The following is a 24,388-nucleotide window of genomic DNA, read 5'->3' on the forward strand; positions in this document are numbered from 1 at the left end:
ATTACTCCTGTGGTCGAGAGATCGGGAGGAAGAGATGCGGCCTCAGCGCGCCCGCGGGAAGGCGCAGCGGCGCCGCGACGGAGCAAAGCAGACGGGCGCGGACGAATTCCACCATCAGGCCGATCGTCGCGCAGAGTTGCGCTAGCGTGGCGACGCGGAAAGCCGCCGACCTTTCGGCAAAAAGCGAAAGCGTTGCCGCAATCACGGCCAAGTAGTAGACGAAAAACCAGAGGCTTGCGCGCTTCTCCTCGACCAAGTCCTGAACACGCGGTACTGCGACCCGCCCGAGAACGGGGCCATAGCATTCGAGCCATGTCAAAAACGGAACAATCTTGTAGAGCTGCGCGAGGCCAAGGCCGGTCAACCAGCCAAAGACGAAGAGGTAGACGAGCGCCGCTGCGTCTTCACCTGCCGCGACCCGTGTGGTTGGCACGGCGAACATGACCACGGAAGCGAAAAGAGCGGCAAAGGCCGCATAGCTCGCGCGGATGTTTAGTTCCACGGTTTTGCGGCGGCGCTCGCGAAGCAGGCGCAAGACGTCGGCCGCGTAGAGAACGGTGGCGAAGACGGCCAGAAATGCCGCGGTGCTCCTCGCCCCTTCCACGGCTTCGCTATTCACTGCAATGGAGACGATGCTGGCAACGACGATCGCCAGGGCAGCGGCGCCCGTCCACCAGACGATCCTGCCTGTGGCCCGCGTGTCATCCGGCGCAAGCATGAACATCGGCAGCAGCCTATAGCTAACGCCGATCGCGGTGAAGGTCAGCCAGCCTGCAAGGCCAAGCGCCGCGTGAAGCGGCACTCCCTTGAGGAGAAGCGCGATCGCCGCAGCACTCGTGACGGCGCCAGTTAAGACGAGCGTGAAGGCGCCGCCGGCAAGAACCGCGACGATCAGCGCGCCGAGACCCACAGCGACGAAGCGAGCGGGAAGCGGCAGCGGTCGCGCCGAAAGGAGCGTCGCCGCGAGCATGATGATGACGAGACCGAAGCCCATCGCCAGTAGGAGCGCGCCGGACGGCAACATGGCCGGCGATACCCCTTCCGCCCCGCCAAGTGCAGCAAAGCCGCCGAGGAGCAGAAGAAGTCCGGGAATAAGGAGCATCAGAGCCGGGAGAGCCAGCCGCCTCCCGCGAAGCGGCGCCGCAACCAGCACCGGCACGAACTGGAGCAGAGCCCCCGTCATCAGGAGGCCCAGCCAGCCGATGACGACGACGTGCACAAGCGCCAACGTCGCGGGTGCTTCGACGGCGGCGAACGGATGGCCATAGCCCGCTGCCATCACGCCCTGCCCGACCATCAGAAAGAGGCAGGCAGCGGCGAAATAGGACATCGTCCATGGGGAAAGCGTGACTGCTGGCATTTAAATCACCATGCTCGGTAATTGTTACCTGCGGGGCCGGATCAATGATCCGAGTCGCAGCAGCATTCGCAGCCGGAGCCGTTTTCAAGACGGGCGATCTCGACGCGCCAGACTGCCGGCCCTTCTTCGAGATAATCCCAGCCGAATTCGCCTGGGAAAGTCGTTTCCAACTTGTAGTGGAGCGGCCGCGGATCGTGGTCGCTGGTGATCAACATAGAGCTGCCAGCCGGGAGCGTTTCGAGCATTCCGAAGATGCGCGGATGACGCTCGCGCGGGGGAACGGTGCGGACGTCGATGGATGGTTTCGCTGGTGTTTGCGTCATTGTCTTGGACTTCTCTGTTGGCCGCCCCTCGTGCATTCCGATGCGGCAGCGGCTGGAACCAGATCGGAAGTCGGCCGACCCTATCCCTGAGAGCGCCGTCTCACTTTGACGGCGAGCAAACAAATCTAATTCTCTTTAGTTGCAAAACGCTCTCCGCACTTTCGCGAGTTCACCGACGGGCTGCTTGGCGTGCCATTCGCCCTCGAGAAGGCGCCTGTTGTCCAGGCGGTCGAGTTCCTGATTTTTCGTCGCTTCGGTTGTGAGGGTGCTCTACCGCAACGCACGGCGCTTGCGCACGAGAATTGGCCCGTATTCGACGCAGAACAGCGCGAAGGCCATGATCCACGCGCTTCCGGAGACAGCATAGAGACCCGCTGCGACGACGGGAAGTATTTCAGCCAGCGGGCGCAACAGTGCCGAAACGACGATCGCGGCATATGAGGCGGCCGTCAATCGCGATGCGGTAAGCGGATAGCCCGTGTGGCCGCGGCTCGCGCGGGTCATGACTGCTAGCATCATCGCGGCGATGGCCCCCACCGTGAGCACATGCATGACCGAACGTTCTTCGACGAAGCCAAGCGCGCCCATGCCGATTGCGGCGAAGCCCAGGGGAACGAAGGCATAGGCGACGTGCAGTATGACGAGCAGCATTTCCGGCCAGGTGCGCCAACCGCGCCAGCGGGCGAGCCGGACGGTGTGCAGCAGTGCGGCGGCAAAAGCCGCCACCGCCGTGAGCTGATGGTCGGGAACAAGCGTCCATGCGCCAAGCGCTGCGATGCCTGCGAGAATGGCGCCTGTGTCGAAGTGGTTGTAGGGAACCGGAAATTCGGTCCGGCCGGCACGATTCAACCAGTTGCGGGTGAAACTCGGCAAGATCCGACCGCCGATGATGGTGACGAGTACCACATAGGCGGAAATGCCGAGGCGCATCGCGATATGGACATGGTCTCCCGTGACCACGGCGAAATGAAAGCAGGCATTGGCAAGCGACAACGCGAGAAGACCGCCCAACACCTTCAAATCCTTCCACTTGCGGCCGGCGATTACCTCGCGGGCGCAGATCAAGAGCAGCGCGGGTAGGAAGAGGCAGTCTATCGCCGCTGCGGGCGGGATGCCGATCACATCCGGGGACAGCAGCGCCGCGCGTCCCGCCAGCCACAGCGCGAACAGCCCGGCGAGCGGCCAGCCGGAGACGGGGAGGCGGCCTGTCCAGTTCGGTACCGCGGTCAGCAAGAAGCCGGCAAGGACAGCCGGGGCGAAGCCAAACAGCATCTCGTGCGCATGCCAGGCGTGAGGCCCATACCCTCCGGCGATTTCGAGATGACCTGCCAGGGCCGCGATCCAGAGGGTCATAGCGACGACCGCCCAAACAGCGGCGCCGAGAAAGAAGGGCCTGAATCCGTATGAAAAGAGCACCGGGCCCGTGCGGGCGAGGCCCCGCGGCACGTAGCCTTCCCGCTTGGCCGCCTTTGATCCATTCATGATTCAACTCCTAATGTCTGGGTCGCCTCTGACTACCGGAGTTGAGCAAGGTCTTCTTTGCCAATTGTCAAAGACGTGGCAGCTGGGTACCGGCGGCAACGCCGTACGGAGTTGTCGCCCTGCTGGCCAAAATGTCGCATCAGGGCAATTTGCCTGTTTGCTCCACCTCAAAGAGCCTACCCGTTACCACCCTAGAATGAGCATGACCGGGCGATATTCGCTCCGTCTTCTCAAGGAGAGGTTCCATGTCTGAGCAATTCCAGATGACACGTCGCAGCATGCTGGCCGGCGCCGCGATCGCAGGCGCACTGACGCCGCTGGTTGGCGCCGTATCGGCCCATGCGGAAGAGGCGGTAGCCAAGGTGGCCTCCCTCGACGTCGCGTCGCTGCCGCGCGTCAAGGTAGATCTCGTCAAACCGCCCTTTGTCCACGCCCATACGCAAAAGGCCGAAGGCGGGCCGAAGGTCGTCGAGTTCACGCTGACGATCGTGGAGAAGAAGATCGTCATCGACGAGCAGGGTACTGAGCTCCATGCCATGACCTTCAACGGTTCGGTTCCCGGTCCGCTGATGGTCGTGCACCAGGACGACTATGTCGAGCTGACGCTCATCAACGCGGACACGAACACGCTGCAGCACAATATCGACTTCCATTCGGCAACCGGCGCGCTTGGGGGCGGCGCACTGACGGTCGTCAATCCGGGCGAGACCACGGTGCTGCGCTTCAAGGCGACCAAGGCGGGCGTTTTCGTCTACCACTGTGCGCCTCCCGGCATGGTTCCGTGGCACGTCACTTCGGGGATGAACGGTGCGATCATGGTGCTGCCGCGCGAAGGACTAACCGACGGCAAGGGCAAGCCGCTTACCTATGACAAGGTCTACTATGTCGGTGAGCAGGACTTCTACGTGCCGCGCGACGCAAACGGCAAGTTCAAGAAGTATGAAAGCGTCGGGGAAGCCTATGCTGATACGCTCGAAGTGATGCGCACGCTTACCCCGTCCCACATTGTCTTCAACGGCGCAGTCGGGGCGCTCACCGGCGACAACGCGCTCAAGGCCGCCGTCGGCGAGAAAGTCTTGATCCTCCATTCGCAGGCAAATCGTGACACGCGCCCGCACCTGATCGGCGGCCATGGCGACTATGTCTGGGCGACCGGCAAGTTCCGCAATCCTCCCGAGGTCGATCAGGAGACCTGGTTCATACCCGGCGGCACGGCGGGCGCTGCCTTCTACACCTTCGAGCAGCCCGGAATCTATGCCTACGTCAACCACAACCTGATCGAGGCGTTCGAGCTCGGCGCTGCCGCTCATTTCGCCGTCACCGGCGATTGGAACGACGACCTGATGACCTCGCTCCTTGCTCCATCGGGTACCTGACTGAAGCCGGTCGCCCCGATGGCCCGCGTCGGAGCGACCGGCACACTCGCCGCCAGATCTCTCGGTGAGACCGGCAAGGAACGATCGTCGCAAGGAGGCCGCCATGGACGCACTTTCAAAAGGCAGAGAAGTCGCTCCCATCTCTCTTGCAATACCCTCCGCGCTCTTTCTGATACTCGCCGGAATCCTCGCATTTGAGACAGGGCTGCTGGGCAGCGCTCCGTCGGGCAGCGCCCTTGATGAACCGCCCGTCGTAACCGTAGCTCCGAGGGATTTCCGGTATCGTGCAGCCGGGGAGTTCTTCAAGAACGGCTATGCCGTCGACGGGCCGGTGGAGACTGTGCGCATGAGCGCGCCGCTCATCATCATGAAATATCAAGTAACCGCCGCAGACTACGCGCGCTGCGTCGCGGAACAGGCATGCCCGCCCGCCGAACCCGAGCACGTACCCGCAGATACTGGAAGCACGCCGGCAACGGGCGTCAGCTTCGACGATGCGCAAGCTTATGCCGCCTGGCTCAGCCGGCGAAGCGGCACGATCTGGATGCTGCCGACTGACGAGCAGCTCGCCTTTGCGGCCGGCAGCCGTTTTCCCGACGACGCGCTCGACGTCGAGGACGACGGCTCCAATCCAGCCTTGCGGTGGCTTGCCGACTACTACCGCGAGACCGCGCGCAAGGCCTCCCGCGAGCCGGAGCCGCAGCGACTCGGACATTTCGGCGAAAGCGAGACGGGCCTCACCGACTTTGGCGGCAATGTCTGGGAATGGACGACGACCTGCGTTAGGCGTGTCACGCTCGACCGCACAGGAAGCATTACCAGCGACACCTCATCCTGCGGCATCTACATAGCCACGGGCAAGCATCGCGCCGCGCTCAGTTCCTTTATCCGCAAGCCCAAGGGGGGCGGCTGCGCCGTCGGCGCGCCCCCGGACAACGTCGGCTTCCGTCTAGTGAAGAATACCCGTTGGTATGCACCCCTGCTGCAGGCGCTTCGCGAGAAGGGCCTCGACGTCTGAGGTGCATCGCATTGAAGGGTGCTTCTCAAGCACTCACGACAACCGCGTTCTGTCGCGCCGCGGATACTCTGCTTTGTTCCCTCCTTCCGCCATGATAGTGAGATCATGGTCGCGTTGGTTCCGATCCAAGGAATCCTGCAGTAGGAAAATCGAATGAAGATCGACCGGAGTGTCGTACGGTCGCTTGCCCTGTTCGACAGGATGAGCGACGCGGATCTGGACAGGATGCTCGCCCATGCGACGGCAAGGCGCGTGCCCCAAGGTGACGCTGTTTTCGAGCAAGGTCAGAGAGCCACAAGCTTTTTCCTCCTCCTGCACGGGCGGCTGAAGGTGACCCAGGTCACTGAGGACGGTCAGCAGATCATCGTGCGCGTCGTCCATCCGGGTGACCTCTTCGGATTTGCAAAGGCGCTGCAGCGTTCGGATTATCCCGGTACTGCTACGGCCGTTACGGAAAGTCTTGCTCTTTCCTGGCCTACGGATCTCTGGCCGCAATTCGTCGAGCAGAATCCGCATCTAGCCGTCAGCACCATGCAGACGATCGGCCAGCGCCTCGAAGAGGCACACACGCGGATTCGCGAGATGTCGACCCAGGAGGTGGAGAGGCGCGTCGCCCATGCGGTGCTGCGCCTTTCGCGGCAGGCGGGCAAGCAGGAAAAAGGCGGCGTCCGCATAGACTTTCCGATCTCCCGCCAGGACATAGCTGAAATGACCGGAACCACGCTGCATACGGTGTCGCGCATTCTCAGCGCCTGGGAGCAGAAGGGACTGGTCGAGGGCGGGCGGCAAAAGCTCATCGTCTGCGACCTGCCAGGCTTGACGGCGCTCGCAGACGGCGGGCGCGACTAGACGGATTTCCGATGGCTATTTGACAAGCATCAAAGAGCAGGTGCTCTTTCTATTCTATCTCCTTGTAGCAAGAACCGAACAGGGTTCTGAAACCAAGGAGAATTTCAAGTGCGCATAATCGCAAAGGGCATGGCAGTCGCCGCAGTTCTTGCCGCCTTCACCGGCACAGCATTCGCCGCCGATTTCGAGGTCCACATGCTTAACAAGGGCTCTGAGGGAGCAATGGTCTTCGAGCCGGCATTCGTCAAGGTCAATCCGGGCGACAGCGTCACGTTTGTTCCGACCGACAAGGGACATAATGTCGAGACGATCAAGGACATGATTCCCGACGGGGCTTCGGCATTCAAGAGCAAGATGAACGAGACCTACAAGGTGACCTTCGACGTGCCAGGAGTCTACGGCGTGAAGTGCACGCCGCACGTCGGCATGGGCATGGTCGCGGCAGTCGTCGTCGGTGACGCGCCCGCCAATGTCGAAAAGGTAAAGGCAGTGAAGCTGCCCAAGAAGGCGCGGGAGCGCCTCGACGCGGCGCTCGCCGTTGCTCTCCAATAGTATCGGCAGCACGCCAACTAATAACCCGGCGCAGTACAAGCCCGTCTGCGTCGGGTCTGTTTAGTGCTGTCATTGTTGGTTTCAGCGATATCGCATGAATGGACGGACAAGATCGCCCGCAAAGATGCAGGCCTCCAAGGAAGTGTGGGGAAGATCTTCGGGACCATCAACACGCGCGAAAAGTTCCTCGACCACCGCCTGGAACTCGCCAAGCACGAACGGGGGCGCGGCTCAAGGCCAACGACATCCTCGAGTGCCGCAACTGTCACTCGTCGGCAGCGATGGACCTTTCCAAGCAGACTAAGCGTGCCGCAGAAATCCATACACGCTACCTGCTGCCGGGCAGGGCGACCTGCATCGACTGCCATAAGGGCATCGCTCACGAACTGCCCAACATGCAGGGCGTTGAGCCCGGATGGAAGCTGCCTCCGGAACTGGAAGGTGAGACGCTGCCCTCCGCTTCCGCGATCGATGAGCTAAAGCGAGTCTTGGACGAGGCTCACAGCGCCGCGCTCGCGAATTGAGACCGCCGGCTCCGACGCATTGGGCGGCGCTTCGGAAGCCTCCCGGCAGGGGGAGAACAAAGGATTATCGGACCATCAAGACCGGCAGGATCGGTGCGTCAATCATCGTCTTAGTTACGCCGCCGAATATCCTCTCGCGGATGCGCGAGTGCCCGTAGGCGCCGATCACGATCAGGTCGGCCGAAGTGTCGCGTGCGTACTGGACGAGTACCTCTTCGACCGGGCGGCCGGCACTCGGAAGCCGGGCGACTGTTACTTTGACCCCGTGGCGTGCAAGATAGGTGGCGATATCGGCGCCGGGTTCTTTGCCGTTCTTGATCTTTGGATCGACGAGCACCAGGTTCACCCCCTCGGCATCTCTCATCATGTCCAGCGCTTCGCGGGCGGCCCTTGTGGACTCAATGGTCGAGTTCCACGCAAGAAGGACGTTCTTCGGTTGCAAGGTGGCCGATCGGAGATTCGCTGCGAGCAGGACAGGCCGTGCCGAAAAGAAGAGAGCACCTTCTATGACTCCCCGCCGGAGGAGGTCATCTACCCTTAGACTTGTGCCGATCAAGGTGACATCCGCATACCGGGCACGCTCTCCGACGTCTTGCCCGAGCCGCGTCGTCTCTGAGTATCGCCCAGTCACATCGAATGAAGTCCCGGTATTTCCGAGGATCTCCTTAGCTCCTCTGACTGCTTGGCGCAGTTGCTCCATGTCACTGTCACGGCTGTCAATCCAGGCGTCGGAGATCGCTGAGAGGTCTCCCATCGGAGGGAGAGTGGCTATCTTGCTAGCGAGAACCGAGAGGTGCGCACCCTCCGATGCACAAAGATCTGCCGCTGCTCTCAGGTCATCTTCGAATTGGCTGACACCAACGACGAGGAGGATCGTCTTGTACGTCATTGATCTGGTCTCCCGAACCCAATTTAAATGCAGAGCGATCCTACTCTGCGTCTCGGGGGCTACATTGATCACGGTCAAGAGCGTCGTGATGGACTCCCGTCCTGAAGCGATTCGGAGCAAGCGGCGGGTTGGCTGTTTACTCCAGCATCGTCTATGGAAGAGTCTGCATGGTGCAAATACAGCGAAGACGCTAGACACTGCAGCGGTATATAGTCCTTCGATGGATAATGGGATGCTTTCAGAGAGCGTTTTTGAGAGAACTCGGTTGGGAAGGTTGCTCGTCAGGTGGAGAGGCCACGGCGTCGCAGCCTATGTTGTCGCCGCGATAGTCACGTCGAGCGTTGTCGCCCTCAGAGTGACACTAGGCGAACCAATCGGCGAAGGCCTTCTTCTCTTCTCGCTTATCCCTGCCATGCTCGTCGTGGCGCTGGTCGGCGGCCGCAATGCGATCCTCTTTGCGGCCGGGCTGTCGCTTTTTGCAGCGGTTCTTCATCAGCAGATCACCAGTGCCGACGGTCCGAGTCTCGTGGAACTGGTGGTCTTCGGGTCGGCAGTGCTTCTGATCGTGGCACTGGGAGAAGTGCTTGAGGCGGCAAAACGCGCCATCGACCGGACCGAGAACGTCATAAGGGCCCGCGACGCTCATCTGAGATCGATTTTGGATACTGTTCCCGACGCCACAGTGGTCAGCGCTACCGATGGCACAATCGTGTCCTTCAACGCCGCGGCCGTGCGGCAGTTCGGATACACGGAAGAGGAGGTTATCGGCCAGAACCTGCGCATATTGATGCCGGAACCCTACCGCCACGAACACGACGGATATATGCAGCGCTACATGAGAACGGGGGAAAAGCGCATCATCGGTATCGATCGCGTTGTCTCCGGGCAGCGGAAGGATGGATCGACGTTTCCGATGAAGCTCGCCGTGGGAGAGATGCGGTCCGGCGGCGAGAGGTTCTTCACCGGCTTCATCAGAGACCTGACGGAGCGGGAGGAGTCTGCCGCAAGGCTCGAGCAGATACAAGCTGAACTGGCGCGCCTTGCCCGCCTCAACGAGATGGGCGAGATGGCCTCGACGCTCGCCCACGAACTGAACCAGCCCCTTTCGGCGATCGCCAACTATGCGCATGGCTGTACCAGGCTGTTGCGTGACATGGACGACGCCATAGCTACACGAATGCGCGAGGCGCTCGAAGAGGTGGCGAGCCAGTCGCTGCGGGCCGGCCAGATCATCAAACATCTCAGGGAGTTCGTCACAAAGGGGGAGACGGAGAAGGCGCCGGAAGACATCCGCAAACTGGTGAAGGAGGCCGCCGCGCTGGCTCTGGTCGGCTCCCGCGAGCAGGGCGTCAGAACCGTATTCGAATATCTGCCCGGTGCCGAAATGGCAATGGTGGACCGTATCCAAGTCCAGCAGGTCCTCATCAATCTGATGCGCAACGCGATCGAGTCAATGCGCCTCGTCGACCGCCGAGAGCTGACGATCCGCACCATGCCGGCCGGTGGGGGGGAGGTTGCCGTCCTTGTCGAAGACACGGGTGGAGGTATTCCGGAGGAAATCTCCGGCCAGCTCTTCAAGCCGTTCGTCACGACCAAGGCTAGCGGAATGGGCATCGGGCTGTCCATTTCGAAGCGGATTGTCGAGGCGCACGGCGGTGAGATGACAGTCTCGAAAAATGCGGCCGGCGGAGCCACCTTCCGGTTTACGCTTCCCGCCTATGTAGATGAACGGATCGTTGCAAATGACTGATTATACGGTGCACATTGTTGATGACGAAGAGCCGGTCAGAAAGTCGCTGGCCTTCATGCTGACAATGAACGGATTCGCCGTGAAAATGCATCAATCCGCCGAGGCCTTTCTGGCTTTCGCGCCGGACGTCAGAACCGGGGTTCTCGTCACGGACCTGAGAATGCCGGACATGTCCGGCGTAGAGCTTCTGCGCAATCTCGGCGATCGCAAGATCAATATACCCTCGATCGTAATTACGGGGCACGGCGACGTACCCATGGCGGTGGAGGCTATGAAGGCGGGGGCCGTGGATTTCATCGAAAAGCCTTTCGAAGATACCGTGATCATCGAGGCAATCGAGAGGGCATCTGAACATCTGGTCGCTTCGGAAGCCGATGCGGATGAAGCCAACGATATCCGAGCAAGGCTCCAGACGCTGAGCGAGAGAGAACGCCAGGTGCTCTCGGCAGTCGTCGCGGGCCTTCCCAACAAGTCGATCGCTTATGACCTGGACATCAGTCCTCGCACCGTCGAGGTGCACCGTGCCAACGTAATGGCCAAGATGAAGGCGAAGAGCCTTCCCCATCTTGTGCGAATGGCTCTGGCCGCAGGTTTCGGCCCTTCCTGATCCGCCGAGTTGATCTCGCGCAATGCGGTGCGTTGCCGCAAGCGGCTTAATGGCGGCTCATTGCTGCCAGTTGCAGGGCAGATTGCGCGGGACTTAAATTGTTGGATGCGAAAACCATTATCGTCGTTGCAGCGGACCAGGGCATCCGGCGGTCCGTGGCATTCGCCCTGGAGGTCGAAGGATATTCCACCGAATCCTACGACACTGTGCAGAAGGCTGAAGCCTCTTGCCGGGAAGCGCTCTGCACCATTCTCGACGATGACGTACTGAGATCCGAGCCTCAGGCCGCGGCGCAATTCCTTAGCAATAGGGGCCGCCGGGCCATATTGCTAGTTGATGGCCTGTCGGCCCTTCAGCAACGTGTTGACAATACGACATTGACGAAGCCGTTCACCGGTGCCGACCTGCTCGGCGTGATCAACAGCCTGATCGAGGCGGCTAAGTAGTCTTCCTTAGTGATCTAACCGAATTTCTCCAAGTCACGCGAATTGGCAATCTGTCCCCACATCGAACGGGGGATAACCATGTACGCCGCTGCACAAGCCAAACCACAGTCCATCGAGGCCGAACACCTTGGACCGGCCCCAATTGCTGGGCCCCATCTTGTCGCCACCTACAAGCCGGGTCGCGAGATCTATGCCCAGGGCGATCTCAACGACAAGTGCTATCAGGTATCGATCGGAGCCGTGCGTGTCTACCGTCTCCTTTCAGATGGACGCCGACAAGTCGTGTCCTTTCATCTCCCAGGCGAAATGTTCGGTTTCGAAGCGGGATCCAACCATTCTTTCTTTGCCGAAGCCATCACGGAAACAACATTGGCCGTTTTCGGGCGCCGGCATATGCAGGAGCGTTCGCGGGAGCTTCTCGCGCTCGCCTTGACCGGCATGGCGCGGGCTCAGCAGCATCTTCTGGTGATCGGCAGGCAATGTGCCGTGGAGCGGATCGCCGCATTCCTCGTTGATCTTTGCGAACGTCAGGGAGGAGGCAGGCAGCTACGCTTGCCCATGTCGCGACAGGATATCGCGGACTATCTCGGCCTGACGATCGAAACGGTATCGCGCGTGGTGACAAAACTGAAGGCGCGCAGCGTCATCGCGCTCAGGGACGCAAGGACGATCGATATCGTCAAGCTGGAAGCTCTGCGTTCGCTCTGCGACTAAGACTGGCCGGGGCCGCGCAATAGGCCCCTCTGATTCTCCGCCGCCGCCAATCCGGCGTGGTCTAACTGGAGGAGGGAAGAGCCATGTTTGTAAGGGAAATGTCTCGTGAGGAATGCCAAGGCGTCGTGGCAGCCGGAGATCTCGCGCGGCTGGCATGTTGCAGGGGCGGCCAGCCCTACATAGTGCCGATCACGTACGCGCATTCGGGTAAAGCATTTTATTTCTTTTCCATGCCTGGCCAGAAAATCGACTGGATGCGCAGCAACCCAAAGGTGTCGCTGCAGATTTCCGAATTTGCCAGCAATCGACGGTGGAAGAGCGTGGTCGTGACGGGCACGTACAGAGAACTACCGGCGCAAGGCTGCGGTAACGAGCGGCTTCACGCCTGGTCCCTGCTCCAAAAGAAGGCCAACTGGTGGGAACCAGGGGGCTTCAAACCTGTACCGCAAGAGATCTCAGGGGCGTCTGCGCATATCTTCTTCTGCGTCGAGATGGACGAGATGACGGGCCGGGCAGCCTGCGCCGGCGAGCAATAGTCTCCCACATCCGCAGGCGATCGCCCGATGGATCCTACGCCCCCAGTCTCCGTCGCTTGTATATACCTTTGCAGCTCCGTTGGGCCGGCCGATCCCACTATTCCAAGCCCGCAAACTTCCGGCGCCTTCGCGACCTCACGGTCCGCACCGCTGTGCGAGCGGAGGAGGTCGCATCGTTGCATACCGATGTCTTTCCGCTCTTGTCCGGCACTTTTTGCCCTGGCAGCACGTCTCGCGAGCTCCCAAGCAACTTGATCTGGATCAAGGTGCCACGGGCCGGCCTCTGACAATTCTCGCAATAGTTTTGCGGTCCCCACCGCGTGCGTCAGTCAGCGATTAGAGAGGGTTGGAGCCCAATCATGAAACACACAGTCGAGATGGTCGTGCTTGCCGTGGGCGCCTTCCTGGCGCTGGTCGGAGCCGGCCTTGCGCAGGACCGCCAGTTCGGCGCGCACATGTGGGTGCTGTTCTTCGTGCTGCTCGCCGGCACCCTGGTGCTCATGCGCCGCGTTGACTTCCGTCCGGCTACCGCGGGTCATCCCGGCCGTCGAAACGAATACTTTGACGAGGTCGTGAAGTACGGCGTAATCGCGACGGTATTCTGGGGCGTGGTCGGCTTTCTCGTCGGTGTGGTCGTTGCCCTTCAGCTCGCCTTTCCCGATCTCAACGTGGAGCCTTGGTTCAACTTCGGCCGGGTACGGCCGCTTCACACGTCCGCCGTCATTTTCGCCTTCGGGGGCAACGCGCTTATCGCAACTTCGTTTTATGTCGTGCAGCGTACCAGCCGCGCACGGCTCTTCGGTGGGGACCTCGGTTGGTTCGTCTTCTGGGGGTACCAGCTCTTTATCGTCCTCGCGGCTACCGGCTACCTGCTCGGAATTACCCAGAGTCGCGAGTATGCGGAGCCGGAATGGTACGTCGACCTCTGGCTCACCATCGTGTGGATCGCCTACCTCGTCGCCTTCCTCGGCACGGTCCTGAAGCGCAAGGAACCGCATATCTATGTGGCGAACTGGTTCTACCTCGCCTTCATCGTCACCATCGCGATGCTGCACGTCGTCAACAATCTGGCGGTGCCCGTCTCCTTCCTTGGTTCGAAGAGCTACTCCGCATTTTCCGGCGTGCAAGACGCGCTGACGCAGTGGTGGTACGGGCACAACGCGGTGGGCTTCTTTCTCACGGCGGGCTTCCTGGCGATGATGTACTACTTCATCCCGAAACAGGTGAACCGCCCTGTCTATTCCTACCGTCTGTCGATCATCCACTTCTGGGCGATCATCTTCATGTACATCTGGGCCGGTCCTCACCACCTGCATTACACGGCACTGCCCGACTGGGCGCAAACGCTCGGCATGGTCTTCTCCATCATGCTCTGGATGCCCTCGTGGGGCGGCATGATCAACGGCCTGATGACGCTGTCTGGCGCCTGGGACAAAATCCGGACCGATCCGGTGGTCCGCATGATGGTGATGGCCGTCGCCTTCTACGGCATGGCGACCTTCGAAGGCCCGATGATGTCGATTAAGACAGTCAACTCGCTCAGCCACTACACTGACTGGACCATCGGCCACGTCCATTCCGGCGCGCTCGGGTGGAACGGACTGATCACTTTCGGCGCGATCTACTATCTCGTGCCGAAGCTGTGGAACCGCGAACGGCTCTATAGCGTGCGCATGGTCAACTGGCACTTCTGGCTCGCCACCCTCGGCATCGTCGTCTACGCCGCTGTTATGTGGGTCGCCGGTATTCAGCAAGGTTTGATGTGGCGCGAATACGACGACCAAGGCTTCCTCGTGTACTCCTTCGCGGAAACGGTCGCGGCCATGTTCCCCTACTATGTCATGCGCGCCGCCGGCGGCGCCCTGTTTCTCGCCGGCGCGCTCCTCATGGCCTTCAACGTAACCATGACGATACTCGGGCGCGTCCGCGATGAGGAACCGATCTTTGGTGCTGTACCGCTGCCGGCGCCTGCAGAATAGGAGAGCAAAGACTATGTCCATTCTCGACAAACACGCGATACTCGAGCGCAATGCCACGCTGCTGCTGATAGGCTCGCTCCTGGTCGTTTCCATCGGCGGAATCGTCGAAATCGCGCCGCTCTTCTATCTCGAAAACACCATCGAGAAAGTCGAGGGCATGCGGCCATACTCCCCGCTTGAGCTTGCCGGCCGAGACATCTACATCCGCGAGGGATGCTACGTCTGTCACAGCCAGATGATCCGTCCTTTCCGTGATGAGGTGGAGCGGTACGGCCATTACTCGTTGGCGGCGGAGTCGATGTACGACCATCCCTTTCAATGGGGTTCCAAGCGAACCGGACCGGATCTCGCCCGCGTCGGCGACCGCTATTCCAATGAATGGCATGTCCAGCACATGATCGAGCCCCGCTCAGTCGTACCGGAATCTGTAATGCCGAGCTATGCGTTCCTGAAGGAGACACCGCTCGAGGTGACGAATATTGCCATGAGCCTTAAGGCGAACAGAGCTGTCGGGGTCCCCTACACCGACGAGATGATCGGAAACGCGGCTGCGGACCTTAAGGCCCAGGCCGATCCGAATGCCGACGGTTCGGGCGTGGAGGCACGCTATCCCAAGGCCAAGCTCGGCGACTTCGACGGTGATCCGCAAAGGCTTACGGAGATGGATGCGCTCGTCGCCTATCTCCAGATGCTGGGCACGCTCGTCGACTTCTCCACCTACGACGACGCCGCCGGCTATCGCTGAGAAGGAGGCAACATGGAAACGTACACGGCCATGCGCCATTTTGCTGATAGCTGGGGATTGCTCGCGATGACGTTGTTCTTCCTCGGTGTCGTTTTTTTCATCTTCCGCCCCGGCGCCAAGAAGGCTGCCGCTCAGGCGTCTGTCATCCCGCTGAAGGAGGACTGATCTATGGCCGACAAGCACAAGCACGTCGACGAGGTCAGCGGCGTAGAAACCACCGGGCATGAGTGGGACGGCATCCGCGAACTCAATAATCCGATGCCGCGCTGGTGGGTCTACAGCTTTTATGCCACGGTCATCTGGGCGATCGGCTATGCGATCGCCTATCCCTCGTGGCCTATGCTGACGGAGGCGACCAAGGGCGTGCTCGGCTATTCGAGTCGCGCCGAAGTCAGCGTCGAACTGAACGCTGCCAGGGCTGCACAGGCCGGCAACCTGGAGCAGATCGCATCGAGCTCGGTCGAGGAGATCATCGCAAATCCGCAACTGCAGAAATTCGCCGTTTCAGCCGGGGCTTCCGTCTTCAAGGTGAACTGCGCCCAGTGCCACGGCTCGGGGGCTGCGGGCGGGCAGGGCTTCCCGAATCTCAATGACGACGACTGGCTCTGGGGCGGCAAGCCGGAAGAAATTTATCAGACCATAGCTCATGGGGTTCGCCACGCCCCCGACGGGGAGACACGGGTTTCGGAGATGCCGCCCTTCGGCGACATGCTGACGCCAGAGCAGATGCAGCAGACGGCCGCCTACGTCGTGAGCCTCACTCAGGCACCGTCGCAACCGCACCTCGTCGAGCAGGGCAAGCAGGTCTTCGCCGACAATTGCGCTTCCTGCCATGGCGCAGACGCGAAAGGAAACCGTGAGATGGGAGCACCCAACCTCGCCGATGCGATCTGGCTCAAGGGCGAGGGCGAGCAGGCGGTCATCGCGCAGATGAAGACGCCGAAGCATGGCGTGATGCCCGCATGGCTGCCGCGCCTCGGCGACCACGCCGTCAAGCAGCTCGCGGTGTTCGTCCACTCGCTCGGCGGCGGCGAGTAGAGGTCCACGACCGATTGGCCGTGCACGCGTGCGGCCGATTTTCCTGGTCACGGGTGGGGTGGCAAGCTTTCGTTCGTCTACGGGCAGGGGAGACCGGCCCGTTCAAAGCCCGTGGGGTGCCCACCGCAACGTTCGGCATCCGAGCGCGGACTTGATGCAGATCAAGGTGACCGGAGTGCACATCGGCAAAGGTCGCCTCACAAGCGAAACCACCGCCGGGACCTGCCTGCATGCTCCACCAGCCGATAACCAAAGCTTCAGTCGAACGGCTCGATGCCGAAGCGGTCAATGCCGCGCGCGTGCGAGGGCCGCTCTACGAGAAGCGTCGGAAGATCTTCCCGAAGAGGACCGAGGGTCGCTTCCGCCGGTTCAAGTGGCTGGTGATGCTGGTGACGCTCGGCATCTACTATCTGACGCCGTGGATCCGTTGGGACCGCGGGGCGCATGCGCCGGATCAGGCAGTCCTTATCGACCTCGCTTCCCGGCGTTTCTATTTCTTCTTCATAGAGATTTGGCCGCAGGAGTTCTTCTTCGTTGCGGGGCTCCTCGTCATGGCGGGCTTCGGTCTCTTCCTGGTGACTTCGGCGGTCGGGCGGGCCTGGTGCGGCTATGCCTGCCCGCAGACCGTCTGGGTCGACCTTTTCCTCGTCGTCGAGCGCTTCATCGAGGGCGACCGCAACGCGCGCATGCGCCTCGACGCTGGAGCGTGGAGCTTCGACAAAATCCGCAAGCGCATGGCCAAGCATTCCGTCTGGCTGGCGATCGGGGTTGCGACCGGCGGTGCGTGGATATTCTATTTCGCCGATGCGCCCTCGCTTTTGGCGAGCCTGGTCGCGCTCGATGCGCCGCCGGTCGCCTATACCACGATCGGCATTCTGACCGCGACGACCTATGTCTTCGGCGGACTGATGCGCGAGCAGGTCTGCACCTACATGTGCCCATGGCCGCGCATCCAGGCGGCCATGCTGGACGAGAACTCGCTCGTCGTCACTTACAACGACTGGCGGGGGGAACCGCGCTCGCGGCATGCGAAGAAGGCGGCGGCTGCCGGCGAAGTCGTCGGGGATTGCGTCGAGTGCAACGCCTGCGTCGCCGTCTGTCCCATGGGCATCGACATTCGCGATGGCCAGCAGCTCGAATGCATCACCTGCGCCCTCTGCATCGACGCCTGCGACGGCGTGATGGACAAGCTCGGCCGCGAGCGCGGGCTGATCTCGTACGCGACGCTCAGCGACTATGCCGCCAATATGGCCCTTGCGACCAGCGGCGGGACTGCGGAGATCGACCCGACCCGCGTGCGCGACGCCAATGGCGCCTTCCGTGACAAGGTGCGGCATCTCAACTGGCGCATCGTCTTCCGGCCCCGCGTTCTCGTCTATTTCGGCGTCTGGGCGATTGTCGGACTCGGTCTTCTTTTCGGCCTGCTGGCGCGCGACCGATTGGAACTGAACGTCCTGCACGACCGCAACCCCCAGTTCGTCGTAGAATCCGACGGCTCGGTGCGCAACGGCTATATGGTCAAGCTGCTCAACATGATCCCCGAACAGCGTACCATCAGCCTGACCATCGAGGGTATGCCCGCCGCCACCATGCGCGTGGCCGGCCAGGCGACCGGCGACGGGCGCAGCATCACGATCGGCGTCGAGCCGGACAAGGTCACCCCACTCAAGGTCTTCGTCACGTTGCCGAAGGGTAGACTCGCCGAAGCGGAAGAGGGCTTCTCCCTCATCGCGGAGGATCCGTCCAGCCACGAACGCGATGTGTATCAGGCCAATTTTAATCTCCCGGGAGCAGCAAGACGATGAGCACGACAACGAAACAGCGCGGCCCGGAGCGCGGATTCACCGGTTGGCACATGGTGGCGGTCATGGGCCTCTTCTTCGGCACCATCATCTCCGTCAACCTCGTCATGGCTTGGAACGCCAGCCGAAGCTGGAGCGGCCTTGTCGTCGAGAACACCTACGTCGCCAGCCAGCAATTCAACGGCAAGGTGGCTGAGGGCCGCGCCTTTCAGGCAAGCGGCATCAAGGGACGACTGACGGCCGAACCCCGCGCAATCCGCTACGTCCTTACCCGCAACGGAGAACCGGACCGACAAATCGACAAGGTAATCGCCGTTCTCAAACGACCGGTTGAGGAGCATGAGGACCTTCGCGTCGAGCTCCGTCCGCGGGGCGAGGGCGCTTTTGCATTGGCTGAGGAGTTGAAGCCCGGTCAATGGATCGCCGCCATTACGGCCATGGCGGGGGATGCGGTGGTTCACCGCCAGACGATCCGCTTCATCGCAGAGGGAGGTGACAAATGAGCTGCTGCGCCGTTGGTGCGGCAACCATGCTTGCCGAAGGAGGGCAGGCGTCGCCCGTCTCCGAGGAACTTTGGCTTGCGAGCCGGGACCTCGGAGGCGGGTTGCGTCAGTCGGAGCTGAGCGTCCCCGATGCCTGTTGCGGTGCCTGCATCGCCACGATCGAAGGAGCGCTGCACGCCAAGCCCGAAGTCGAACGCGCCCGCGTCAATCTCTCCTCCCGTCGGGTTTCAATCGTCTGGAAGGAGGAGGTTGGCGGTCGTCGCACCGATCCCTGTGACTTCTTGCATGCCATCGCTGAGCGTGGTTATCAGACACACCTCTTTTCGCCCGGCGGGGACGAGGGCGACGACCTGCTGAAGCAGTTGATCCTCGCGGTTGCCGTTTCCGGATTCGCCGCAACCAATATCATGCTGCTCTCCGTGTCAGTCTGGTCTGGGGCGGATGCGGCCACCCGCGATCTCTTCCACTGGATCTCGGCGCTGATCGCCGGACCAGCGCTGATCTATGCTGGCCGCTTTTTCTACGAGTCGGCATGGAACGCCATTCGCCACGGCCGAACCAACATGGATGTGCCGATCGCGCTCGCCGTCAGCCTTTCCTATGGCATGTCGCTCTACGAGACGATTGGTCATGGCGAACATGCCTGGTTCGATGCATCCGTGACCTTGCTGTTCTTCCTGCTGATCGGCCGTACGCTCGATCACATGATGCGGGGCCGTGCACGAACGGCGATCAGCGGTCTCGCACGCTTGTCTCCGCGCGGGGCCACGATTGTCCATCCGGATGGCTCGCGCGAGTACCGCGCCGTCGACGAGATCAAGCCAGGCGAACGCCTGATTGTCGCGGCTGGCGAGCGTATCCCCGTCGATGGACGGGTGCTGTCCGGGACAAGCGACCTCGATCGCTCCGTGGTCAACGGCGAGAGCTCGCCGACCGTGGTCGCCACAGGGGACACGGTTCAGGCCGGCACGCTCAACCTCACCGGACCGCTCACGCTGGAGACGACCGCCGCGTCGCGCGACTCGTTCATCGCCGAAATCATCGGATTGATGGAGGCTGCCGAAGGGGGCAGGGCGCGCTACCGACGCATAGCCGACCGCGCTGCCCGCTATTACTCGCCGGCCGTCCATCTGCTGGCGCTCCTGACCTTTGTCGGCTGGATGCTAGTGGAGGGAGATGTCCACCATGCCATGCTGATCGCAGTGGCGGTGCTCATCATCACATGCCCCTGCGCTCTTGGTCTCGCGGTTCCCGTCGTCCAGGTCGTTGCGGCCGGGCGGCTGTTCCAAGGCGGTGTCATGGTCAAGGATGGCACGGCGATGGAGCGTCTCTCTGAGATCGACTCGGTGCTCCTGGATAAGACCGGCACGCTGACCATCGGCAGACCACGGCTCGTGAATGCGCACGAAATCGCAGGGGGTCGGCTCGCGATTGCGGCGGCTATCGCGGTGCATTCGCGCCATCCGATCGCAATAGCGATTCAGAATTCGGCAGGGGCAATCCCTGCGCTTGCTGGCGATATCCGGGAAATTCCCGGCGCCGGCATCGAAGTGAAGACCACGGACGGCGTCTATCGGCTCGGAAGCCGCGGCTTTGCGGTCGGCGATCCGGGCTCCGATGGCGGGCAATCGGAGGCAATCCTGTCGTTGGATTTTCTTGAGCTTGCCTGCTTCCGGTTCGAGGATCGGCCGCGCCCCGCGTCGCGCGAATCGATCGAAGCCCTTGGCCGCCTGGACATTGCGACGGGAATCCTATCCGGCGACCGGGAGTCTGTGGTCGCAGCCCTCGCCAGGAGTTTGGGGATTTCGAACTGGCATTCCGAACTCTCGCCACGCGAAAAAGTCGAGGCATGCGCCGCTGCCGCCGAGGCAGGTCACAAGGCCCTGGTAGTGGGGGACGGCATAAACGACGCGCCGGTTCTGCGTGCGGCACACGTTTCCATGGCTCCGGCGACTGCCGCCGATGTAGGGCGCCAGGCTGCCGACTTCGTCTTTATGCATGAGGCCCTTTCGGCAGTTCCCTTCGCCATCGAGACTTCGCGGCACGCCGGACGACTTATCAGGCAGAACTTCGTGCTGGCGATTGGCTACAACGTCATCGCCGTGCCGATCGCCATTCTTGGGTACGCAACTCCGCTTGTTGCCGCTGTCGCTATGTCCACCTCGTCGCTCGTGGTGGTCTTCAATGCTCTGAGACTGAAGCGCAGCCTTGCCGCCGGTAAGGCCGCGACGCCATCCACATTGATGCATTCAGACGCGGTGACCTCATGAACACCCTCATCTATCTCATTCCAATCGCACTCAGTCTCGGTGGTCTGGGGCTGGTCGCATTTCTGTGGGCGCTCAAGAGCGGACAGTACGAGGACCTCGACGGAGCCTCCTGGCGCGTACTCGACGACGGAGATCGCAAGGGTGAATCGAGCCGGCCTTTCCAGCTATTTGACCAAGATCAACTTACCGAAACCGGCATAGCGCTAGACTGATGGCAGGTTTATTGGGACATTCGCAATGAAGACGCTGCAATTGACTTCGAGCGATAGGACGACCTTCCTGAGTTCGCGCTTCTTCGGACGGCTGCCGTGCTCCACCGTCGACGCCATTATCGAGGACACGAGGCTATCCACCTACGAGGAGCACGATATCCTCTTCCACAAGGGCGACAGCATCGACGACGTGTTCTTTGTACTTTCAGGTCTGATCCGCCTCTACCGCGTTGGAAAAGACGGGCGCGAGGCCGATGTGGCGGTGTTCTCCAAAGGCGAAATGTTTGCCGAGAACGTCATGTACCTGGGGCGTGCCACCGCCAGCGCGGAGGCTGCCGAAGCATCCAACATTGCGCGCATTGACAGTGCCAAGCTTCGCCAATTTGCCGCCGCAGACCCCGATGTGGCGCAGGCTTTCATCGAGCATCTCTGCCATCGAGGCAATATAACGGAAGACCTGCTCGCACAAGATCGCCTGCTCACCGCTACGCAGCGCGTTGCAAGCTACATCCTCAGCCATTGTCCAAACGGCACCACCACAAGCTTCTCGTTCCGCTTGCCGTTCCAGAAGTACGTGCTTGCGGGGAAGCTTGGCCTGGCCCCGGAAGCCCTGTCACGCGCCTTTTCGACGCTGCGCCAGTCCGGGGTCACCGTAAAGGGTCGGATGATCGAGATTCACGACCGGCACGAGCTGGAGCGGATCTAAGCCGGAGCAGCAGCACGACCGATCCGAAAATACACGCACAACGTTTAATTTACTGATAATTGAGGAGTTGACACAATACATCTTCCGGTAAGACATGGTCCGGTTCCAGAAGGCTGCGGATGCTTGGTTTCGCTATCCGCGTCGCGCGAGGATGGGGAACCATGTGCCGTGCCGTCAAGCATCGACTTCAAGCCCTGGATGCGATCGGCAAAGATCGACAGAAGCCTTGATTTGTCCCCCTTGGGGGATAGATGCTCGTTGCTAGGGGCTGTTCATGACGAGGGAGCAACTTCATGGGACAGTTGACGACGCGAGAACGGGATCGAGCCGCGGCAATATTGCTCGTCCTGGCTATTGTGGGCATAGCCATGGCGGCAGCAGGCCGGTTCGACCCGCTCGGAGTACATGGCGCGATTGTCCTCTTATACAGCCTCGGCCTGCTGTATGTTATAATGTCGAGCTCGTTCGGACCTCCGCCGGATCCGTCGCGAATCTCCCGCTACTACGACGATCCCATCAAGGTCGGCGTCTGGTTCACGTTGTTTTGGGCGATCTTCGGCATGTTCGTCGGAGTCTGGGCCGCCGCGCAGCTCGCCTGGCCTAGCCTCAATTTCGATACCGCCTGGGCGAGCTTCGGGCGGATCAGGCCGGCCCACACGACCGGGGTAATTTTCGGGTTCGGCGGCAACGCCCTGATCGCAACCTCGTTCCACGTGGTTCAAAGGACCTCGCGCGCCCGGCTGGCGGACCAACTCAGCCCATGGTTCGTGCTGTTCGGCTACAATCTCTTCTGCATTCTGGCCGTGACCGGCTATTTCATGGGCGTCACGCAGTCGAAGGAATATGCCGAGGCAGAATGGTATGCCGACCTCTGGCTCGTCATCGTCTGGGTCACCTATTTCATCCTCTACATCCGGACGCTGGCGCGGCGCAGGGAGCCTCACATCTACGTCGCCAACTGGTACTACATGGCCTTCATCGTGGTCGTGGCGATCCTGCACATCATCAACAACCTGACAGTTCCGGTCTCCCTGGGGCATGCCAAGAGCTACACGATCTGGGCGGGCGTGCAGGACTCGATGGTGCAGTGGTGGTACGGGCACAATGCGGTCGCTTTCTTCCTGACGGCAGGCTTCCTGGCGATGCTCTATTACTACCTGCCGAAGCGTGCCGAGCGGCCCATCTTTTCCTATCGGCTGTCTATCCTCAGCTTTTGGGGCATAACCTTCTTCTACATGTGGGCCGGCTCGCACCACCTTCATTATACGGCCCTGCCACATTGGGTGCAGAACCTCGGCATGACATTCTCTGTGATGCTGCTTGTTCCCTCATGGGCATCGGCCGGCAACGCGCTGCTGACCCTGAACGGCGCCTGGCACAAGGTTCGCGACGACGCGACGCTGCGCTTCATTATGATGGCCGCCTTCTTTTACGGCCTGTCGACCTTCGAGGGATCTTTCCTCGCGGTCCGTCCCGTCAATTCGCTTTCGCACTACACCGACTGGACAGTCGGCCATGTCCACGCAGGGGCCCTGGGCTGGGTGGCGTTGATCACCTACGGTTCGCTCTACACGCTCGTGCCGGCGATCTGGAAGCGCGAGAGGATGTATTCGGCAGCCCTCGTTGAAGTCCATTTCTGGCTCGCCTTCGCCGGCACCGTGATCTACGTCTTCGCAATGTGGAACTCGGGCATCATTCAGGGCCTGATGTGGCGGACCTATACCGGGGAGGGGACGCTCGCCTATTCCTTCGTGGATTCCCTGGTGGCGATGTACCCCTACTACATTGCACGCGCCTTCGGCGGCCTGCTGTTCCTGATCGGAGCCGTTGTCGCCACCTACAACATCTGGATGACCGTTCGCGGCGTCCCTGTGCTGGCTGAACGGCACGACGACGTTCCGGTCGCCGCGCCATTGCCGAAAGGCGCGGCAACGGGACCGGCGGAGTAGGATCATGCGCGAACTTATCCATCGAAAGCTCGAGCGGACGGCGATCGGTTTCGTGCTGGCGATCATTCTGGCGGCCAGTGTCGGCGGCATCGTGGAGATCGCTCCGCTGTTCACAATTGACGAGACCGTCGAGGACGTCGAGGACATGCGGCTCTACACGCCGCTGGAGCTCGCCGGCCGCAACATCTATATCCGCGAGGGCTGCTATGCCTGCCACAGCCAGATGATCCGCACGCTGCGCGACGAGGTCGAGCGCTACGGCCCGTATTCGCTGGCGGTCGAATCCAAATATGATCACCCGATGCTGTGGGGGTCGAAGCGAACCGGACCGGATCTCGCCAGGGTAGGAGGCAAATATTCCGATTTCTGGCATGTAGCCCATCTCACCAACCCGCGCGACGTCGTGCCGGAGTCGAACATGCCGGCCTATGCCTGGCTGGCGCGGACACCATTGCGCCTGGATGACCTCGGTCTTCATCTGGAGGCGCAGCGAAGCGTCGGAGTGCCCTATACCGACGAAATGATCGAGAACGCCGCGCAGGACGCCTTCGGCCAGGCCATGCCCGACAGCGAGCAGGCGTCGGGCGTCACCGAACGATATGGCGAGGAGACCCGGGTCAGCGCCTTCGACGGGGTGGCAACACGGGTCACGGAAATGGATGCGCTCGTCGCCTATCTGCAGGTCCTCGGACGGCTGACAAAGGCGGCGTACCAAAACACGGCAGCGCCGGAACAGGTACCCGATCCAGCCGATTGAA

General features: G+C 61.4%; 24 protein-coding genes and 1 pseudogene. 21 read left to right on the forward strand and 4 right to left on the reverse strand.

All coding sequences use genetic code 11. The annotated features are described in order from the left end of the window. Position 1: 1 nt before the first annotated feature. From BHD07_RS13685 to BHD07_RS13695, 3 genes are all read right to left on the reverse strand, one after another. Complete coding sequence (locus BHD07_RS13685; protein WP_338280778.1) at positions 2-1,360, reverse strand: hypothetical protein; 1,359 nt, start codon at positions 1,358-1,360, stop codon at positions 2-4. A gap of 41 nt (positions 1,361-1,401) precedes the next feature. Further along, positions 1,402-1,683, reverse strand: coding sequence for a DUF2249 domain-containing protein (locus BHD07_RS13690; RefSeq protein ID WP_338280780.1), 282 nt, complete (start codon positions 1,681-1,683; stop codon positions 1,402-1,404). 270 nt (positions 1,684-1,953) lie between these two features. Then, positions 1,954-3,165, reverse strand: coding sequence for an NnrS family protein (locus tag BHD07_RS13695; RefSeq protein ID WP_338280781.1), 1,212 nt, complete (start codon positions 3,163-3,165; stop codon positions 1,954-1,956). A 245-nt stretch (positions 3,166-3,410) separates the two neighbouring features. Between BHD07_RS13695 and nirK the strand changes: the two genes are divergently transcribed. The 5 genes from nirK (at position 3,411) to BHD07_RS31930 (ending at position 7,484) form a co-directional block, all read left to right on the forward strand. Then, positions 3,411-4,541 carry a copper-containing nitrite reductase gene (gene nirK, locus BHD07_RS13700; protein WP_338280783.1) on the forward strand — a complete coding sequence of 377 codons (1,131 nt, stop codon included), beginning with the start codon at positions 3,411-3,413 and terminating at the stop codon, positions 4,539-4,541. A 103-nt stretch (positions 4,542-4,644) separates the two neighbouring features. Then, a complete protein-coding gene (locus BHD07_RS13705; protein WP_338280785.1) occupies positions 4,645-5,559 on the forward strand; it encodes a formylglycine-generating enzyme family protein in 915 nt (304 codons plus the stop codon). A gap of 153 nt (positions 5,560-5,712) precedes the next feature. Beyond that, a complete protein-coding gene (locus tag BHD07_RS13710; protein ID WP_324765262.1) occupies positions 5,713-6,408 on the forward strand; it encodes a Crp/Fnr family transcriptional regulator in 696 nt (231 codons plus the stop codon). Between the two features lie 108 nt (positions 6,409-6,516). Beyond that, complete coding sequence (locus tag BHD07_RS13715) at positions 6,517-6,960, forward strand: pseudoazurin (RefSeq protein ID WP_324765263.1); 444 nt, start codon at positions 6,517-6,519, stop codon at positions 6,958-6,960. Positions 6,961-7,205: 245 nt separating this feature from the next. Continuing rightward, positions 7,206-7,484, forward strand: a complete 279-nt coding sequence (locus BHD07_RS31930; protein WP_445190491.1) for a NapC/NirT family cytochrome c — start codon at positions 7,206-7,208, stop codon at positions 7,482-7,484. A 64-nt stretch (positions 7,485-7,548) separates the two neighbouring features. On the opposite strand, the gene BHD07_RS13725 is transcribed toward BHD07_RS31930, so the two are convergent. After that, on the reverse strand, positions 7,549-8,373 hold the full coding sequence (locus tag BHD07_RS13725) for a universal stress protein (RefSeq protein ID WP_338280788.1): 825 nt from the start codon (positions 8,371-8,373) through the stop codon (positions 7,549-7,551). Between the two features lie 232 nt (positions 8,374-8,605). On the opposite strand from BHD07_RS13725, the gene fixL reads away from it, so the two are divergent. From fixL to ccoO (BHD07_RS13805), 16 genes and pseudogenes are all read left to right on the forward strand, one after another. Then, positions 8,606-10,123, forward strand: a complete 1,518-nt coding sequence (fixL, locus tag BHD07_RS13730; RefSeq protein ID WP_338280961.1) for an oxygen sensor histidine kinase FixL — start codon at positions 8,606-8,608, stop codon at positions 10,121-10,123. Continuing rightward, on the forward strand, positions 10,116-10,730 hold the full coding sequence (gene fixJ / locus BHD07_RS13735) for a response regulator FixJ (protein ID WP_338280790.1): 615 nt from the start codon (positions 10,116-10,118) through the stop codon (positions 10,728-10,730). Before fixL ends, fixJ begins: the two co-directional genes overlap by 8 nt. A 98-nt stretch (positions 10,731-10,828) precedes the next feature. After that, positions 10,829-11,176: a transcriptional regulator gene (locus BHD07_RS13740; RefSeq protein ID WP_127712310.1), complete on the forward strand. Its 348-nt coding sequence runs from the start codon at positions 10,829-10,831 to the stop codon at positions 11,174-11,176. A 78-nt stretch (positions 11,177-11,254) separates the two neighbouring features. After that, complete coding sequence (locus tag BHD07_RS13745; RefSeq protein ID WP_324765266.1) at positions 11,255-11,890, forward strand: helix-turn-helix domain-containing protein; 636 nt, start codon at positions 11,255-11,257, stop codon at positions 11,888-11,890. Positions 11,891-11,973: 83 nt separating this feature from the next. Next, positions 11,974-12,426, forward strand: coding sequence for a pyridoxamine 5'-phosphate oxidase family protein (locus tag BHD07_RS13750; protein WP_324765267.1), 453 nt, complete (start codon positions 11,974-11,976; stop codon positions 12,424-12,426). Positions 12,427-12,785: 359 nt separating this feature from the next. Then, a complete protein-coding gene (gene ccoN, locus BHD07_RS13755) occupies positions 12,786-14,405 on the forward strand; it encodes a cytochrome-c oxidase, cbb3-type subunit I (protein WP_338280795.1) in 1,620 nt (539 codons plus the stop codon). Positions 14,406-14,418: 13 nt separating this feature from the next. Continuing rightward, positions 14,419-15,150, forward strand: a complete 732-nt coding sequence (gene ccoO / locus BHD07_RS13760) for a cytochrome-c oxidase, cbb3-type subunit II (RefSeq protein WP_127712314.1) — start codon at positions 14,419-14,421, stop codon at positions 15,148-15,150. A gap of 12 nt (positions 15,151-15,162) precedes the next feature. Further along, on the forward strand, positions 15,163-15,315 hold the full coding sequence (locus BHD07_RS13765; RefSeq protein ID WP_102763113.1) for a cbb3-type cytochrome c oxidase subunit 3: 153 nt from the start codon (positions 15,163-15,165) through the stop codon (positions 15,313-15,315). A 3-nt stretch (positions 15,316-15,318) separates the two neighbouring features. Next, entirely contained in the window at positions 15,319-16,188 is an 870-nt protein-coding gene (gene ccoP, locus BHD07_RS13770; protein ID WP_324765270.1) for a cytochrome-c oxidase, cbb3-type subunit III, read from the forward strand. A 230-nt stretch (positions 16,189-16,418) separates the two neighbouring features. Beyond that, positions 16,419-17,993 carry a cytochrome c oxidase accessory protein CcoG gene (gene ccoG, locus BHD07_RS13775; protein ID WP_338280799.1) on the forward strand — a complete coding sequence of 525 codons (1,575 nt, stop codon included), beginning with the start codon at positions 16,419-16,421 and terminating at the stop codon, positions 17,991-17,993. Continuing rightward, positions 17,990-18,493, forward strand: a complete 504-nt coding sequence (locus tag BHD07_RS13780; protein WP_338280802.1) for a FixH family protein — start codon at positions 17,990-17,992, stop codon at positions 18,491-18,493. Before ccoG ends, BHD07_RS13780 begins: the two co-directional genes overlap by 4 nt. Continuing rightward, on the forward strand, positions 18,490-20,763 hold the full coding sequence (locus BHD07_RS13785) for a cation-translocating P-type ATPase (RefSeq protein ID WP_338280804.1): 2,274 nt from the start codon (positions 18,490-18,492) through the stop codon (positions 20,761-20,763). Before BHD07_RS13780 ends, BHD07_RS13785 begins: the two co-directional genes overlap by 4 nt. After that, positions 20,760-20,918 (forward strand): annotated as a pseudogene (gene ccoS, locus BHD07_RS13790) (cbb3-type cytochrome oxidase assembly protein CcoS); the annotation flags it as partial. The gene BHD07_RS13785 and the pseudogene ccoS, both read left to right, overlap by 4 nt. 82 nt (positions 20,919-21,000) lie before the next feature. Continuing rightward, complete coding sequence (locus BHD07_RS13795; protein WP_338280806.1) at positions 21,001-21,681, forward strand: Crp/Fnr family transcriptional regulator; 681 nt, start codon at positions 21,001-21,003, stop codon at positions 21,679-21,681. A gap of 293 nt (positions 21,682-21,974) precedes the next feature. Beyond that, the gene (gene ccoN, locus BHD07_RS13800) at positions 21,975-23,630 is read left to right on the forward strand and encodes a cytochrome-c oxidase, cbb3-type subunit I (protein WP_127712321.1); all 1,656 of its coding nucleotides are present in this window, start codon (positions 21,975-21,977) and stop codon (positions 23,628-23,630) included. 4 nt (positions 23,631-23,634) lie between these two features. Further along, on the forward strand, positions 23,635-24,387 hold the full coding sequence (ccoO, locus tag BHD07_RS13805; protein ID WP_338280808.1) for a cytochrome-c oxidase, cbb3-type subunit II: 753 nt from the start codon (positions 23,635-23,637) through the stop codon (positions 24,385-24,387). The last annotated feature ends 1 nt before the right edge of the window (position 24,388 follow it).

Source organism: Sinorhizobium sp. KGO-5 (assembly GCF_036245905.1).
GTDB lineage: Bacteria > Pseudomonadota > Alphaproteobacteria > Rhizobiales > Rhizobiaceae > Sinorhizobium > Sinorhizobium meliloti_A.

Coding starts and splice junctions, on each gene's coding strand:
- BHD07_RS13690 (WP_338280780.1), bottom strand. CDS start 1,683: ATGACGCAAACACCAGCGAAACCATCCATCGACGTCCGCACCGTTCCC.
- BHD07_RS13685 (WP_338280778.1), bottom strand. CDS start 1,360: ATGCCAGCAGTCACGCTTTCCCCATGGACGATGTCCTATTTCGCCGCT.
- BHD07_RS13705 (WP_338280785.1), top strand. CDS start 4,645: ATGGACGCACTTTCAAAAGGCAGAGAAGTCGCTCCCATCTCTCTTGCA.
- ccoO (WP_338280808.1), top strand. CDS start 23,635: ATGCGCGAACTTATCCATCGAAAGCTCGAGCGGACGGCGATCGGTTTC.
- BHD07_RS13765 (WP_102763113.1), top strand. CDS start 15,163: ATGGAAACGTACACGGCCATGCGCCATTTTGCTGATAGCTGGGGATTG.
- BHD07_RS13695 (WP_338280781.1), bottom strand. CDS start 3,165: ATGAATGGATCAAAGGCGGCCAAGCGGGAAGGCTACGTGCCGCGGGGC.
- ccoP (WP_324765270.1), top strand. CDS start 15,319: ATGGCCGACAAGCACAAGCACGTCGACGAGGTCAGCGGCGTAGAAACC.
- BHD07_RS13795 (WP_338280806.1), top strand. CDS start 21,001: ATGAAGACGCTGCAATTGACTTCGAGCGATAGGACGACCTTCCTGAGT.
- ccoG (WP_338280799.1), top strand. CDS start 16,419: ATGCTCCACCAGCCGATAACCAAAGCTTCAGTCGAACGGCTCGATGCC.
- fixL (WP_338280961.1), top strand. CDS start 8,606: ATGCTTTCAGAGAGCGTTTTTGAGAGAACTCGGTTGGGAAGGTTGCTC.
- ccoO (WP_127712314.1), top strand. CDS start 14,419: ATGTCCATTCTCGACAAACACGCGATACTCGAGCGCAATGCCACGCTG.
- BHD07_RS13745 (WP_324765266.1), top strand. CDS start 11,255: ATGTACGCCGCTGCACAAGCCAAACCACAGTCCATCGAGGCCGAACAC.
- BHD07_RS13710 (WP_324765262.1), top strand. CDS start 5,713: ATGAAGATCGACCGGAGTGTCGTACGGTCGCTTGCCCTGTTCGACAGG.
- BHD07_RS13725 (WP_338280788.1), bottom strand. CDS start 8,373: ATGACGTACAAGACGATCCTCCTCGTCGTTGGTGTCAGCCAATTCGAA.
- fixJ (WP_338280790.1), top strand. CDS start 10,116: ATGACTGATTATACGGTGCACATTGTTGATGACGAAGAGCCGGTCAGA.
- BHD07_RS13785 (WP_338280804.1), top strand. CDS start 18,490: ATGAGCTGCTGCGCCGTTGGTGCGGCAACCATGCTTGCCGAAGGAGGG.
- ccoN (WP_127712321.1), top strand. CDS start 21,975: ATGGGACAGTTGACGACGCGAGAACGGGATCGAGCCGCGGCAATATTG.
- nirK (WP_338280783.1), top strand. CDS start 3,411: ATGTCTGAGCAATTCCAGATGACACGTCGCAGCATGCTGGCCGGCGCC.
- ccoN (WP_338280795.1), top strand. CDS start 12,786: ATGAAACACACAGTCGAGATGGTCGTGCTTGCCGTGGGCGCCTTCCTG.
- BHD07_RS13750 (WP_324765267.1), top strand. CDS start 11,974: ATGTTTGTAAGGGAAATGTCTCGTGAGGAATGCCAAGGCGTCGTGGCA.
- BHD07_RS13780 (WP_338280802.1), top strand. CDS start 17,990: ATGAGCACGACAACGAAACAGCGCGGCCCGGAGCGCGGATTCACCGGT.